The 13,829-nt window shown below is 56.2% G+C and carries 15 protein-coding genes and 1 tRNA gene; 12 read left to right on the top strand and 4 right to left on the bottom strand.

Translation table 11 applies throughout. The annotated features are described in order from the left end of the window. The first annotated feature begins 203 nt into the window (after positions 1-203). Entirely contained in the window at positions 204-2,132 is a 1,929-nt protein-coding gene (locus tag WH279_RS20600) for a methyl-accepting chemotaxis protein (RefSeq protein WP_339458306.1), read from the top strand. 45 nt (positions 2,133-2,177) lie between these two features. Here the strand turns inward: WH279_RS20600 and WH279_RS20595 are convergent, their stop codons facing one another. Then, a complete protein-coding gene (locus WH279_RS20595; protein WP_133841237.1) occupies positions 2,178-2,387 on the bottom strand; it encodes a hypothetical protein in 210 nt (69 codons plus the stop codon). A 213-nt stretch (positions 2,388-2,600) separates the two neighbouring features. Here WH279_RS20595 and WH279_RS20590 point away from each other — a divergent pair, with 213 nt between their 5' ends. Next, positions 2,601-3,848 (top strand): mechanosensitive ion channel family protein, encoded by a 1,248-nt coding sequence (locus tag WH279_RS20590; protein ID WP_339458304.1) that lies wholly within the window; start codon positions 2,601-2,603, stop codon positions 3,846-3,848. 69 nt (positions 3,849-3,917) lie between these two features. Here WH279_RS20590 and WH279_RS20585 read toward each other — a convergent pair whose 3' ends face one another. Next, positions 3,918-4,157, bottom strand: a complete 240-nt coding sequence (locus WH279_RS20585) for a hypothetical protein (protein ID WP_339458302.1) — start codon at positions 4,155-4,157, stop codon at positions 3,918-3,920. A 305-nt stretch (positions 4,158-4,462) separates the two neighbouring features. Between WH279_RS20585 and WH279_RS20580 the strand changes: the two genes are divergently transcribed. Then, positions 4,463-5,401, top strand: coding sequence for a pectate lyase family protein (locus WH279_RS20580; protein ID WP_339458300.1), 939 nt, complete (start codon positions 4,463-4,465; stop codon positions 5,399-5,401). Positions 5,402-5,515: 114 nt separating this feature from the next. On the opposite strand, the gene WH279_RS20575 is transcribed toward WH279_RS20580, so the two are convergent. Further along, positions 5,516-5,590: transfer RNA gene (locus WH279_RS20575), tRNA-Arg, on the bottom strand. A 70-nt stretch (positions 5,591-5,660) separates the two neighbouring features. Next, positions 5,661-6,581, bottom strand: coding sequence for a formate/nitrite transporter family protein (locus tag WH279_RS20570; RefSeq protein WP_339458298.1), 921 nt, complete (start codon positions 6,579-6,581; stop codon positions 5,661-5,663). A 245-nt stretch (positions 6,582-6,826) separates the two neighbouring features. On the opposite strand from WH279_RS20570, the gene ccmA reads away from it, so the two are divergent. The 9 genes from ccmA to ccmI all read left to right on the top strand — a co-directional run bounded on the left by ccmA (position 6,827) and on the right by ccmI (position 13,796). Next, positions 6,827-7,441 carry a cytochrome c biogenesis heme-transporting ATPase CcmA gene (gene ccmA, locus WH279_RS20565; RefSeq protein WP_339458296.1) on the top strand — a complete coding sequence of 205 codons (615 nt, stop codon included), beginning with the start codon at positions 6,827-6,829 and terminating at the stop codon, positions 7,439-7,441. Next, complete coding sequence (gene ccmB / locus WH279_RS20560) at positions 7,441-8,100, top strand: heme exporter protein CcmB (RefSeq protein ID WP_200642881.1); 660 nt, start codon at positions 7,441-7,443, stop codon at positions 8,098-8,100. The genes ccmA and ccmB overlap by 1 nt, the downstream gene beginning before the upstream one ends. An 80-nt stretch (positions 8,101-8,180) precedes the next feature. Then, positions 8,181-8,924: a heme ABC transporter permease gene (locus WH279_RS20555; RefSeq protein WP_133842107.1), complete on the top strand. Its 744-nt coding sequence runs from the start codon at positions 8,181-8,183 to the stop codon at positions 8,922-8,924. Then, entirely contained in the window at positions 8,921-9,151 is a 231-nt protein-coding gene (gene ccmD, locus WH279_RS20550; RefSeq protein WP_159336247.1) for a heme exporter protein CcmD, read from the top strand. Before WH279_RS20555 ends, ccmD begins: the two co-directional genes overlap by 4 nt. Then, positions 9,148-9,630: a cytochrome c maturation protein CcmE gene (gene ccmE, locus WH279_RS20545; RefSeq protein WP_339458292.1), complete on the top strand. Its 483-nt coding sequence runs from the start codon at positions 9,148-9,150 to the stop codon at positions 9,628-9,630. Before ccmD ends, ccmE begins: the two co-directional genes overlap by 4 nt. Beyond that, the gene (locus WH279_RS20540; protein ID WP_339458290.1) at positions 9,627-11,582 is read left to right on the top strand and encodes a heme lyase CcmF/NrfE family subunit; all 1,956 of its coding nucleotides are present in this window, start codon (positions 9,627-9,629) and stop codon (positions 11,580-11,582) included. The genes ccmE and WH279_RS20540 overlap by 4 nt, the downstream gene beginning before the upstream one ends. Continuing rightward, a complete protein-coding gene (locus WH279_RS20535) occupies positions 11,579-12,136 on the top strand; it encodes a DsbE family thiol:disulfide interchange protein (RefSeq protein ID WP_200642883.1) in 558 nt (185 codons plus the stop codon). Before WH279_RS20540 ends, WH279_RS20535 begins: the two co-directional genes overlap by 4 nt. Next, positions 12,133-12,594 carry a cytochrome c-type biogenesis protein gene (locus tag WH279_RS20530; protein ID WP_339458288.1) on the top strand — a complete coding sequence of 154 codons (462 nt, stop codon included), beginning with the start codon at positions 12,133-12,135 and terminating at the stop codon, positions 12,592-12,594. Before WH279_RS20535 ends, WH279_RS20530 begins: the two co-directional genes overlap by 4 nt. Continuing rightward, positions 12,591-13,796 carry a c-type cytochrome biogenesis protein CcmI gene (gene ccmI, locus WH279_RS20525; RefSeq protein ID WP_339458286.1) on the top strand — a complete coding sequence of 402 codons (1,206 nt, stop codon included), beginning with the start codon at positions 12,591-12,593 and terminating at the stop codon, positions 13,794-13,796. The genes WH279_RS20530 and ccmI overlap by 4 nt, the downstream gene beginning before the upstream one ends. Positions 13,797-13,829 lie beyond the last annotated feature (33 nt).

Genomic DNA, 13,829 nt, shown 5'->3' with positions numbered 1-13,829 from the left:
GGGCATGGGCGCGGAATAAACGGCAGGCTTAGAACTTGATATATATCAAGTTATTAAGTGGAATTAAAGTTTTATCAGCGCGCGGCCGATGATAGTCATTGATGGTATGTCGATAGAACCTACCCGCATAACAATAAAAATCACTCTTCCTTTGGCTTATCTCTGATTGTCGATTTTCAATTTTATTTTCCGAGGAAATCATTATGTCGTGGGTTCCCGTTCGTTTATCAGGGAAATTGACGTTAGGTGGCGTGTTTATGTTGTTGCTTACCTGCGTCATCGTCTACCTGGCGATTTCACTGCGCGGTCAGCCGCGCGTGATCGATGCCAGCAACAGCTTAATTCAGCAAACCGGTGAGAATATCGTCGGTCAGCTTAACCAGCAGCTTATCCGCATTGAAGGGGAAGGTGTCAGCCTGGCCCGCCTGGCCGAAGTGCTGCCACATGATGACGCGCTGGTGAAACAGGTCTTGCCGCAGATCATCGACAGCAAAGGGGATAAAAGTATCGCCGGGGGCGGCATCTGGCCGGAGCCCAACGCATTCAGTGAGGGGGTGGCACGCCGCAGTTTCTTCTGGTCGCGTAACGCCAGCGGTGGGCTGGATTACTCGGACGGTTACAACGACCCGGCCGGGGCGGGCTATCACAATGAAAGCTGGTATACCTCAAGCCGCACGGCGTCTGCCAACAAGTGCAACTGGTCCGAAGTTTACCAGGATCCGGTTTCCAACGTGAATATGGTCACCTGTAGCGTACCTTACAGCCACGGCGGCGCTTTTGCCGGGGTCGCGACCTTTGATGTGCTGCTGGATAATCTTTCCGGCTTTATGCAACGTAACGGCAGCAGTACCGGCGGCTATGCTTTCGCCCTCGACCAGGCCGGTAACGTGCTGTATTTCCCTGGTATGAAAGATAAGGCGCTGAAAAAATTCAGCGATCTGGCGCAGCAGCAACCCTGGCTTGCCCCGATGGTTGCCGGGGTGAAAACGGCAGGGTTGGCCAGCGGCAGCACCACACTCAGTGCCATCAGCGATGAATGGCTGCACCAGGAGGCACAGGTCACCCTGTTCCGCATGGCAGATACCGGCTGGATCATTGGTCTGGTCACGCCTCAGGCCGCCGTTACCGCACTGGCGCACAACATCATGCAGGATATCTTTGTGCTGCTGATCCCGTCATTGTTCGTGCTGCTGATTGCCTCGTGGTTTCTCTCGCGTAAGATCTCAGGGCGGCTGGAGTCGACCCGCAAAGCGCTGGATGATATCGCGCACGGTGATGGCGATCTGACCCGACGCCTGGATACCTCAGGCCGTGATGAGATCGCCGACATTGCCGTATCGTTCAACCAGTTTGTCGACAAGATTGCCGGCGTGATCACCAACGTGCAGTCGAGCGGCGTGCATGTGGCACACAACGCCAGCGGGCTGGAGCAGAGCAACCAGGAGCTGACCGATAAGATCAGCGAACAGGCGGCAGCGGTGGAAGAGAGTGCGGCAGCGATGGAGCAGTTAAATGCGACCGTGCAGCAGAATGCCGAGAATACCCGCCTGGCCGATTCCTTCACCGAGCAGACGGCGCAGATTGCCCGCAGCAGCAGTCATGTGATGCGACAGCTGATCGATACGATGGAGACCATCAAAGTCTCTTCCAGCCGTGTGGGTGAGATCCTCAGCGTGATTGATGGCATTGCGTTCCAGACCAATATCCTGGCGCTGAACGCGGCGGTTGAAGCGGCCCGCGCCGGGGAGCAGGGACGCGGTTTTGCCGTGGTCGCTGCTGAAGTCCGTGCGCTGGCACAGCGCAGTGCAACGGCTGCGCAGGAGATCAAAACGCTGATCGGTCAGTCGGACAGCAATGTGCTGACCGGAAGTAAGCTGGTGGAAGGTGCAGGCCGTCAGTTAGAGGAACTGGTGAAAGATGTGCTGAAAGTGAAAGAAGTGGTGGGGGAAATCCGCGTAGCCGGTGATGAGCAGAGCAAAGGTATTGCCGAAGTGACGCTCGCCGTATCGCAGATGGAGCGTACCATTCAGCAAAATCTGGCACTGGTTCATCAGACAGCGGAAAATACTCACGCCCTGCATGCAGAAGCCTCGCAGCTGGCGGAAGATATTTCGGTGTTTAAAGTCGTGTAATCCCTTCCTGCCGCCCCGGTATCAGCCGGGGCGGCAGGATATCGCTTAACGAATATAACCGCGTATGACATCCGCAATGGCTTTATTCGCTTCACGTCCATCGCGGTGTTCCACTTCTTCCGCAATTTTCTCCAGGTACTTATTCAGCTTACCGCCGGTCGGGACATTGCCGTAAGCGATGAGCATCTGGACAATATTTCTCAGGGCAAGAACCTCTAAAGAGAGGCGTTCAACAACGGGGTCTTTATCTGGCATAGGATGCTCCGGGACAACGGTCGACAACAATCCTTTTAGATTACCCGCTATCCGCTCGAATCAATCGGCAGAGTATCGCTGTTTTTCGCACCGGTTTGTCACGTAAACCCCCTTTTTCTGTGCCATTGTAAATGTCGGCACCACGGACCGCTAAAGGTTGAACCTGGCATCTTCAGAGGGCATGATCGCCCCTCGTTTTACAAAGGAGGCTTTATGCAGCAGTTGGCTACATTTCTGAAGCAATATGGAATAGAACCAGACCACCCCACCTCACTGATTGTGATTGTTGGCATCATTTTTCTTACCGCATTAATCGTGCATTTTATTCTGCACCGCATTGTGCTGCGGGCATTTGAACGGCGTGCGCAGGGCAGCAGCCGCCTGTGGCTGCAAATCATTACTGGGAACAAACTCTTCCACCGGCTGGCCTTTATGCTGCAGGGGATGATCGTCAATCTCCAGGCCGTTCTGTGGCTGGAAAAAGGCAGCGATGCCGCCCTGATCCTGTCCACCTGTGCCCAGCTATGGGTGATGATCTATGCATTGATGTCATTTTTCTCACTGCTTGACGTGATCGCTGGCCTGTCACACAGGTTTGCGTTTGCGGCCCAGTTCCCGCTAAAGGGGATTTTCCAGGGCGTGAAGCTGGTGAGCGCAATCGTCATTGGCATCATGATGATCTCGCTGCTGATCGGCAAATCGCCTGCGATCCTGATCAGTGGGTTAGGCGCAATGGCCGCCGTACTGATGTTAGTGTTTAAAGATCCGATCTTAGGCCTGGTGGCGGGCATCCAGCTTTCTGCCAACACCATGCTGAAACTGGGCGACTGGCTGGAGATGCCGAAATACGGCGCGGACGGCGCGGTAATCGACATCGGGCTGACCACGGTGAAAGTGCAGAACTGGGATAACACCATTACCACTATCCCGACCTATGCCCTGGTATCCGATGCCTTTAAAAACTGGAGCGGCATGTCAGCCTCCGGTGGGCGACGGATTAAACGCTGTATCAATATCGATACCACCAGTATCCGTTTCCTCTCAGACGCGGAGCATGAAAAACTGATGCAGGCCCGCCTGCTTAAGCCGTATATGGCGGCGCGCCAGGAGGAGATTAACAGCTGGAACGGGCAGGGCGACGTTGCCGCCTCTTCCGTACTGAATCAACGCAGGATGACTAACGTGGGGACGTTCCGTGCCTATCTGACCGAATATCTGCGCCAGCATCCGTCGATTCGTAAAGACATGACGCAGATGGTGCGCCAGCTGGCACCGGGCGCCGAGGGTTTACCCATTGAGATCTATGCGTTTACCAATACCGTTGCCTGGCTGGAGTATGAAAGCATCCAGGCCGATATTTTCGATCATGTCTTTGCGGTAGTGGGCGAGTTCGGCCTGCGGGTGCATCAGGCACCGACCGGCAGTGATGTGCGGGCGATTGCGGGGGTTATTTCTTCTTAAACACGGTGCTGGTGGGTTTTGGGGCTAAATAGGTTAGCCCCTTACTTCAATGATAAAGCTACCCAGCAGTCAGGTATCTTTGAGCTTCCTGCACCGATGCTGCTGGTAAAACCCGCCTGCCAGCGCGCCGAACACCGTTAAAAGCGCAGCAGTAATCAGAAACAATCCAACGTTTTGATTCATCTCATCATCACTGAGCACCGGGCCGATGATCAGATCGGATAGTAGTGGAAATACAGCAAAGGTTACGCCAAATCCCACCACCGCGCCTAAAAACGAAAACAGAAACCGTTTCATCGTACCTTGCAAAACCCCACCTTCAGCGTTCAGTCACAAAGCCCATTTATTAACACATTTCCGTTTAGCAAAAAGTCCAATGTGGATGGGGTGTGATAATGAATAGGGATATTTATATTGATGATGGCATCTTAATGCCTGCTTTTGTTTGCCTGTCGACCAGCGACATGAACTGGCTGGTTCATGGTTTTTACGATGCGTATAAATAGCCCCGTAAGCCAATGGACGTGAGTGCTTATCCTCTCGCAAATGGCTCAATCGACAGGATGTCATACGCACATTTATCTCAAAATAACATCATGCAAACAGGGGCTTTTATGACATATCCAACAAGTAAACTGAATGGTCTGGTCGGTTTTGCCAAAGCAGCCAATGTTACGGGCGGCTGGAATGGATCGGTGGTGGAAATTAATACACTGGCACAGCTTAATCAGTATGTGGGCGACAGTACGGCGCGGGTACTGGTGATTAACAGTAATATCACCGCCTCAAGTCTGACGAAAGTGAATCTTGGGTCGAATAAAACCATTGTGGGTTCATTCCAGAACCGTACCTTAAACAATATCCATTTCCGTGCGACGACCACCTCACAGAACATTATTTTCCAGAACCTGATTTTCCAGCATTCGGTGAATATTAAAGCCAATGATGATATCCAGCTTTACCTGAACTACGGCAGTAAATACTGGATCGATCACTGCTCATTCGTCGGCCACACCTGGTCAGATGGTGACGGCAGCCTGGATAAATTGCTGTATATCGGTGAGAAAGCTGACTACGCGACCATCAGTAACTGCTATTTCGGCAACCATAAATACGGGCTGATTCTGGGGCACCCGGCAGATGATAATGATGCAACGTATAACGGTTACCCGCATCTGACCATTTGCCACAGCTACTTCGATAATATGGAGGTCCGGGCACCGGGACTGATGCGTTATGGCTACTTCCATGTTTACAGTAACTATATCAACAAGTTCCAGCTTGGCTTTACGCTGGCTCAGAACGCAAAAATTATTTCTGAAAATAACTACTTCGGTGAGGGCAGTGCGAATAAAGGCATGCTGGATGATAAAGGCAACGGCACCTTTACTGATACGGGCAGCGTGCCTGCCATTACCAACCAGAAGTCGCCGAAGAGTCAGTGGACAGCGGCATCAAACTACGCTTACAGCGCAAAATCAGCGGCGGACGCGAAAATGTTTGCGGCTGCTAATGCCGGGGCGAAGTCTACGACGCTGGTATTTGGTGGTTAACGGGAGGTAACGGAAGCCCGCACACGCGGGCTTTATCCTGTGTGAGATGCACTGCCCCAGGCAAAGGATTTGTTCGAATAGCCACGTATCAGTGAGGGCGACAGGACAGGAAAATGGTGTCCCCTGCAGGAATCGAACCTGCAACTAGCCCTTAGGAGGGGCTCGTTATATCCATTTAACTAAGGGGACAGCGGCGCGCAGTATAGCCTGTTTCGCGCCACAGATTAACCACTTACCCGCCTGACTGCGCGTTTTAGCATCAATCCGGCTGATTTTCTGCCTCTTTCTTCTCTTTGCGCTTCGCCTCCGCTGCGGCTTTCGCTTTGGCTTTGTTGCTCATGTCGTTACGGATCTGCGCATGGCTGATCAGGGCAAAGATAAAGGTGCCGCCAATGATGTTGCCGGCAAGGGTTGGCAGCGCAAACGGCCAGATAAACTGCTGCCACGGCAGGTCGCCGCTGAACACCAGATAGAAGATCTCCACCGATCCCACCACGATATGCGCCAGGTCACCCAATGCCACCAGCCACGTCATCAGGATGATCACCCAAATCTTAGCGGCGCCCGCAGACGGGAACATCCATACCATGGTGGCAATGATCCAGCCGGAAACCACCGCGTTGGCAAACATCTCCATCGGGCTGTTCTCCATCACTTTCTGGCTGATGCTGACAAACGCCTCGCGTACAGCGTCGTCGAAAATGGGCAGGTGGTTAAAGGCCAGCGCGGCCAGTGCAGTACCAATCAGGTTACCGCCCAGCACCAACCCCCACAGACGCATCAGCAACAGAAAATTCCCGCCGTTCGGTTTATGCATTACGGGCAGCACTGCAGTGACGGTGTTCTCGGTAAACAGCTGCTGCCGCGCCATAATCACGATAATAAAGCCGAAGGTGTAGCCGAGGTTCTCCAGCAGAAACCCGCCGGGAACATCCTGCAGATTGACGTGGAAGATGCCTTTTGCCATCAGTGAGGCACCCATCGACAGCCCGGCCGCTATAGCAGAAAACAGCAGGGCGAGGGCATCACGTTCCAGCTCTTTCTCCCCCTCCTGGCGGATCTGCTCGTGTACGGCGGCAGCCTGCGAGGGCAGGGCTTCTTCATCCACCTCAATCTCTTTGCCCTGTTCACTTTCTTCACTCTCAACCTGATTATCATTATCGTTTTGTGTGTTTTTCATCTTTCCCCCAGTGAATTGCGTTCCCTCTTAAGCGTAGCGGGTATTATCCGACGCGAAGAAATGTAACCTGCATTAATAAGAAGAGTAACAAAGCTTTAACCCAGGCGTGAAACCGTGCAAAAAAGCGCCATAGTCCGGTTTTTCAGGGGGGGAAGACGTGCCTTATGGCGCCTGGTCAGCGTAGGCAGACACACAGTTTGTGGTACTATCCTGCATCAAATTTAACAATGTGCGATTCTCCTCCCATGCTGGCAGCCCAAAATCTGACATGTGTTCGCGATGAGCGGACGCTGTTTAGCGATCTCAGTTTTACCGTGAAGGCCGGCGATATTGTGCAGGTGGAAGGGGAAAATGGTGCAGGAAAAACCTCGTTGCTGCGTATTCTGGCCGGGCTCAGCCGGGCAGAGCAGGGCGACGTGCTCTGGCAGCAGCGCAGCATTCAGCAGGCGCGTGAAAACTATCACGCCAGCCTGCTTTACCTCGGCCATCTGCCGGGGATCAAAGCGGTCTTAACCCCATTTGAAAATCTCAGCTTCTGGCACGCGGAGCGTTCGCCGGAGGAACTCTGGCAGGCGCTGGAGCAGGTCGACCTTACCGGCTATGAAGATGTTGCGGTGGCCCAGCTCTCCGCCGGGCAGCAGCGGCGCGTGGCGCTGGCACGTCTGTGGCTGTCAGCGGCACCGCTGTGGATACTGGATGAACCCCTGACCGCCATTGATAAATCGGGTGTGGACCAGCTGATAGCCAGGCTGGTGCTTCATGCCGATCGGGGCGGGGCGGTGATCCTCACCACGCACCAGGAGCTGCCTGCGACCGTGCGTCATCTCAGCCGCATTCGGCTGACGGATGGGATGGTCTGATGTTCTGGCGCGTATTGCAGCGTGAACTGCGCATCGCTTTTCGTAGCGGGTCAGAAATTATCAACCCGCTGTGGTTCTTTCTGATTGTTGTCACGCTGTTTCCCTTAGGCATCGGGCCGGAGCCGCAGCTGCTGGCGCGCATTGCATCTGGCATTGTCTGGGTCGCGGCGCTGCTCTCCTCGCTGCTGGCACTGGAGCGGCTGTTCCGTGATGATTTTCTTGATGGTTCGCTGGAGCAGCTTCTGCTATTGCCCACGCCGCTGCCGTTGACGGTGCTGGGCAAAGTGGCCGCACACTGGATCGTTACCGGGCTGCCGCTGTTGCTGCTGTCACCGCTGGTCGCCTTGTTGCTGTCGCTGGATTTTGCCAGCTGGCGGGCGGTGGCTCTGACTCTGCTGCTGGGCACGCCGACGCTCAGTTTCCTCGGTGCGATTGGCGTCGGGCTGACGGTGGGGCTGCGTCGTGGGGGCGTATTACTGAGTTTACTGGTGTTGCCGCTGGCGGTGCCGGTACTGATTTTTGCCAGTGCGGCCATCGATGCTGCGGGCCAGGGGCTGCCGATTGACGGCTATCTGGCCATTCTGGGTGCCCTGCTGGCAGGGAGTGCCACGCTGGCACCTTTTGCCACGGCGGCTGCATTACGGGTGAGCGTTCACTAACCGGCGAAAAGACCGGGAATACGCCGTTTTAGCGCGAACTTACGCCAGACGAATGATCTTTAATTGTGAGCAAAAACATCATGTGGAAATGGATACATCAACTGGGCAAGCCCGATCGGTTGTACCGATTATGCGGACGCCTGGTGCCGTGGTTTGCGATCCCGGGCGTGGCTGCGCTGCTGCTGGGCTGGGCATGGGGGTTCGGTTATGCTCCGCCCGCGTCTGAGCAGGGTGACGGTTTCCGCATCATCTATATCCACGTACCGATGGCCATGTGGTCGATGGGCATCTATGCCGCGATGGCGTGCGCCGCCTTTATCGGGCTGGTGTGGCAGTGGAAAACGGCTGACCTTGCCATGATGGCCATGGCCCCAATCGGTGCGGTGTTTACCTTTATTACGCTGGTTACCGGCTCCGCCTGGGGCCGGCCGATGTGGGGCACCTGGTGGATGTGGGATGCCCGTCTGACGTCCGAACTGGTGCTTTTGTTCCTTTATATGGGCGCTATTGCGCTGTATCACGCCTATGATGACCGCCGCATGGCCGGGCGCGCCGCGGGGATTGTGATCCTCGTTGGTGTGATCAACCTGCCGATTATTCATTACTCCGTAAAGTGGTGGAATACCCTGCATCAGGGCTCGTCCGGGGTGCTGTTACAGGCCGTTGACCCGACTATGCGGGCACCGCTGTACTGGTCAATCCTGGGCGTGTGGCTGGTGTTTATTACCCTGACGCTGATGCGCCTGCGTAACCTGCTGCTGCATACCGAGCGCCACCGCCCGTGGGTCGCGGAGCTGGCCGTCAAGGGAGGGCATCACCGATGACACCTGCTTTCTCTTCCTGGCATGATTTCTTTGCCATGGGCCGTTACGGCTTCTATGTCTGGCTGGCCGTGAGCTGCACCCTGATCCCGCTGGTTACGCTGTTGATACACACGCTGTGGCAACGCCGCCGTCTGCTGGCTGACATCCGTCAGCGCCATGCCCGTGAGCAGCGCATTCGCGCAGCAAAAATGAAAAAAGCCGCCACCGCGGCAGGAGAACGATCGTGAATCCCCGTCGTAAAAGTCGCCTGATTCTGGTGATGTTGATATTAATCGGGCTGGGGCTGGCAACGGCGCTGGTGATGTACGCGCTGCGTTCCAATATTGACCTGTTTTACACGCCTGGCGAAGTGATCAACGGCAAAGGCGCTCAGCAGATTAAGCCGGAGCCGGGCCAGCGTCTGCGCGTGGGCGGCATGGTGATGCCGGGCAGCGTTAAACGCGATCCGAACACCTTGCAGGTCTCGTTTAAACTCTACGATGCGGTGGGCGTGATTAGCGTCAGCTATGAGGGCATTCTGCCGGATCTGTTCCGCGAAGGGCAGGGCGTGGTGGCGCAGGGCGTGTTGCAGGATGGCACCCACGTGCAGGCCAAAGAAGTGCTGGCCAAACATGATGAAAAATATACGCCACCCGAAATTGAAGATGCGATGAAGAAAAATCACCGCTCCCCGGCGGCAGTCAGCGCGAGCGGAGGCCAGTCATGATGCCTGAAATCGGCAGTTTCCTGCTGTGCCTGGCGCTGGCGTTTTCGCTGCTGCTGAGTGTTTATCCGTTATGGGGGGCCGCGCGTCAGGATGCTCGTCTGATGGGGCTGGCGCGTCCGCTGACTTACGGGCTGTTTACCTGTATTGCCGGGGCCTTCTTGATCCTCGTTCATGCCTTTGTGGTGAACGATTTCAGCGTGGCCTACGTGGCGACCAACTCCAATACCTTATTGCCGGTTTACTACCGCATTGCCGCCACCTGGGGGGCGCACGAAGGCTCGCTGCTGCTGTGGGTGCTGTTGCTCAGCGGCTGGACGCTGGCGGTGGCGCTGCTCAGTCGCGCCATGCCGGCGGATGCCATTGCCCGGGTGCTGGCGGTGATGGGGATGATCAACCTTGGGTTCCTGCTGTTTATCACCCTGACGTCGAACCCGTTCACCCGCACATTGCCGGACTTCCCGATAGAGGGCAGCGATCTCAACCCGATGTTGCAGGATATCGGGCTGATCTTCCATCCGCCGCTGCTGTATATGGGCTATGTCGGTTTCTCCGTTGCCTTCGCGTTTGCCATTGCTTCGCTGATGGCCGGGCGGCTGGATACCGCCTGGGCGCGCTGGTCGCGCCCCTGGACTACGGCGGCCTGGGTGTTTCTCACCATCGGGATTGTGCTTGGCTCGGCCTGGGCTTATTACGAACTGGGCTGGGGCGGCTGGTGGTTCTGGGACCCGGTCGAGAATGCCTCTTTTATGCCGTGGCTGGCCGGGACCGCGCTGATCCACTCACTGGCCGTGACGGAAAAACGTGGCACCTTTAAAGCCTGGACGGTACTGCTGGCGATCACCGCCTTCTCCCTCAGTCTGCTGGGCACCTTCCTGGTGCGCTCCGGGGTGCTGGTATCGGTCCACTCGTTTGCCTCCGATCCGGCGCGCGGCATGTTTATCCTCGCGTTCCTGATTATCGTCATTGGCGGTTCGCTGCTGCTGTATGCCATCAAAGGCGGTAAGGTGCGCAGTCGGGTGCAGAATGAGGCCTGGTCGCGCGAGTCCTTCCTGCTGGGGAACAATGTGCTGCTGATCGCCGCGATGCTGGTGGTGCTGCTGGGTACGCTGCTGCCCTTGGTACATAAACAGCTCGGGCTGGGCACCATTTCCATCGGTGAACCCTTCTTTAATACGCTGTTTACCTGGCTGATGGCCCCACTGGCGTTGCTGATGGGCATCGGCCCGCTGGTGCGCTGGCGTCGTGATGAGCCACAAAAACTGTGGAAACGTCTGGGGCTGGCGCTGGTCGTCACGCTGCTGCTGTCGATCGTTCTGCCGTGGCTGATGCAGGATCGCATTGAGGCGATGACGGTGGTCGGCCTGCTGATGGCGGTGTGGGTGATTATCCTGACGTTGATGGAACTGCACGAGCGCGCCACGCATCGCCATGATTTCTTCGCTGGCCTGCGTCATCTGTCGCGCAGTCACTGGGGCATGGTGCTCGGCCATCTGGGTGTTGCCGTGACGGTGATCGGCATCGCCTTCAGCCAGAACTACAGCGTGGAGCGTGATGTGCGGATGAAAGAGGGCGATAGCGTGAGCGTTGCCGGGTATCAGTTCACGCTGCGTGGTGTGGTGCGTCTGGTCGGGCCGAACTATTCCGGTAGCACAGGTGTGATTGACGTCACCCGCAACGGGAAACATGAAGCGACCTTGCAGGCGGAAAAACGTTTCTACAGTGCGGCACGGACCATGATGACCGAAGCGGCCATCGACGGCGGCTTCACGCGCGATCTCTATGCGGCGCTGGGCGAAGAGCTGGAGGGCAAATCCTGGGCTGTGCGCCTCTATTACAAACCTTTTGTCCGCTGGATCTGGTTTGGTGGTGTCTTTATGGCGCTCGGTGGGGTGCTGTGCCTGCTGGATCCGCGCTACCGTTCGCGCCGTAAAGCGCAAAAGGAGCTGGCATGAACAAGAAAATTCTTTATCTCCCGCTGGTGCTGTTTTTGCTGCTGGCGGCGGCGCTGTTGTGGCAGCTAAGTCGTAATGCCAACGGCGATGATCCGACGCGGCTGGAGTCGGCGCTGGTCGGTAAGCCGGTCCCCGTCTTTAAACTGGAGTCGCTGGACCAGCCGGGTAAAACCTTCGACCAGTCGGTGCTGAATGACGGCAAGCCGATCCTGCTGAATGTCTGGGCCACCTGGTGCCCGACCTGCCGGGCGGAACATCAGTATCTGAATACGCTGGCTGCGAAAGGCGTTCGCGTCGTGGGGATGAACTATAAAGACGATCGTCAGAAAGCGATCACCTGGCTCAATACGCTCGGCAACCCTTATGCCCTGAGCCTGTACGACGGTGACGGAATGCTCGGGCTGGATCTGGGTGTGTACGGTGCGCCGGAAACGTTTCTGATCGACGGCCACGGCATTATCCGCTATCGCCACGCCGGTGATATGAACGACCGCGTATGGAACGAGGAAGTGAAACCCCTGTGGCAGAAATACAGCCAGGAGGCCGGATCGTGAAAGCTTATCTGATGCTGCTGTCGCTGGTGCTGTTCAGCGCGGGTGTGCAGGCTGACAATATCGACACCTACTCTTTTGCCACCGTGGATCAGGAGCAGCAGTATCGCCAGCTTACGGGCTCGCTGCGCTGCCCGAAGTGCCAGAATAATAGTATTGCTGACTCCAATGCCATGATTGCTGGTGATATGCGGCTGAAGGTTTACCAGCTGTTGCAGGCAGGGCAAACGCCGGAGCAGGTGAAAGCGTATATGGTGGCGCGCTATGGCAATTTTGTTTCCTACCAGCCGCCGGTGACGCCGTCGACGCTGATCCTCTGGGCCGGCCCGGCGCTGTTTGTGATTATCGGCACGCTGGTGATTATTCTGCGCAGCCGCAGGCGTGCTGAGCACGTAGAGTTGGATGCGGAACAGCAGCGGCGGCTTGATACCCTGTTAAACCATGACGAGAAACAACCATGAGCGCACTGTTCTTAACGATCCTGCTGCTGCTGGTCGCCGCTTGCGCGCTATTTTTACTGGCGGGTTTACGCAACACGGGCGATAGCACCGCCGATCGCGACCAGCTTAATCAGGCTTTCTATCATCAGCGCCTGCGTGAGCTGGAAGAGGATGAAGGGCAGGGTGTGGTGGCCGAACGTCCCGAGATGGTGCGCGAGTTGCAGGAAACACTGCTACTGGATATCCCCCAGGCCCCCTCTCAATCATCCCGTCAGGTCAGCCGTTGGGTACTGCTGCCTGGCGTGGCGATCCTGCTGCTGGTGAGTCTCGGCTTCTACGTTAAAACCGGAGGGCTGCAACAGGTCCTGGCCTGGCAGCAGGTGAAGAATGAACTGCCTGCACTGCGTGCACAGGTGATGGACCCGCAGGCGCGGCCGCTGAGTATGGAACAGCTGGCACGTCTGGCGCTGGGTGTTCGCAGCGAGTTGCAACGCACGCCGGGTGATGTTGAAAACTGGAAGATGCTCGGCCGGCTTGGCATGGTGCTTAACAACGCCAGTATGGCCAGCCAGGCCTTTCGTCATGCCTTGCAGCTGGCACCGACCGACATTGATGTTCGCCTGAGCTATGCTGAAGTACAGACCCGCTCGAACGATCCGCAGGATAATCGTGAGGCGCTCATGATGCTGGAAGCCATGGCCGTGCAGTATCCCACCAATATGCGCGTGTTGGGGCTGCTAGCCTTTAATGCGTATAACCAGCAAAACTATGTGCAGGCAGCGGCGACCTGGCAGAAAATGCTGTCACTGTTACCCGAAAATGACCCGCGTCGGGTGATGATCCAGCGTAGCATCCAGCAGGCAGACAGCGCTTCCGGCAAAGAAAAAAGCCACCTGGCGTTAACCATCAGTCTGTCGCCTGAGGCAGAAAAAATGTTACCGGCGAACGGAGTGTTGTATATTTCTGTGTCTGACGGTGTTTCTCAGGTTCCCGTAGCCGTGAAAAAGAGCCCGTTGAGCCATTTTCCTTTATCGCTCACGCTGGATGACAGCAATGCCATGATGCCGGATCGATTATTATCCTCGCAGCATCAGGTGCAGGTTCGCGTGCGAATATCGCGCGATGGCAGCGCTTATCGTTCACCCGGTGACTGGTTCGGGCTGACTGACGTACTGCCCTTTGCCGGTCAGCAGCAGATCGCCGTGGAAATTAACCGGCAGTAGCGGGCGATATTTTATAAACAGTACAGGGAGAAA

The sequence above is a fragment of the Erwinia sp. MYb375 genome, from assembly GCF_037479175.1.
In the GTDB taxonomy this organism is placed as follows: Bacteria; Pseudomonadota; Gammaproteobacteria; order Enterobacterales; family Enterobacteriaceae; genus Erwinia; species Erwinia rhapontici.
Note: the sequence above shows the minus strand (reverse complement) of the source record. Positions and strands in the feature narration are given on the sequence as shown.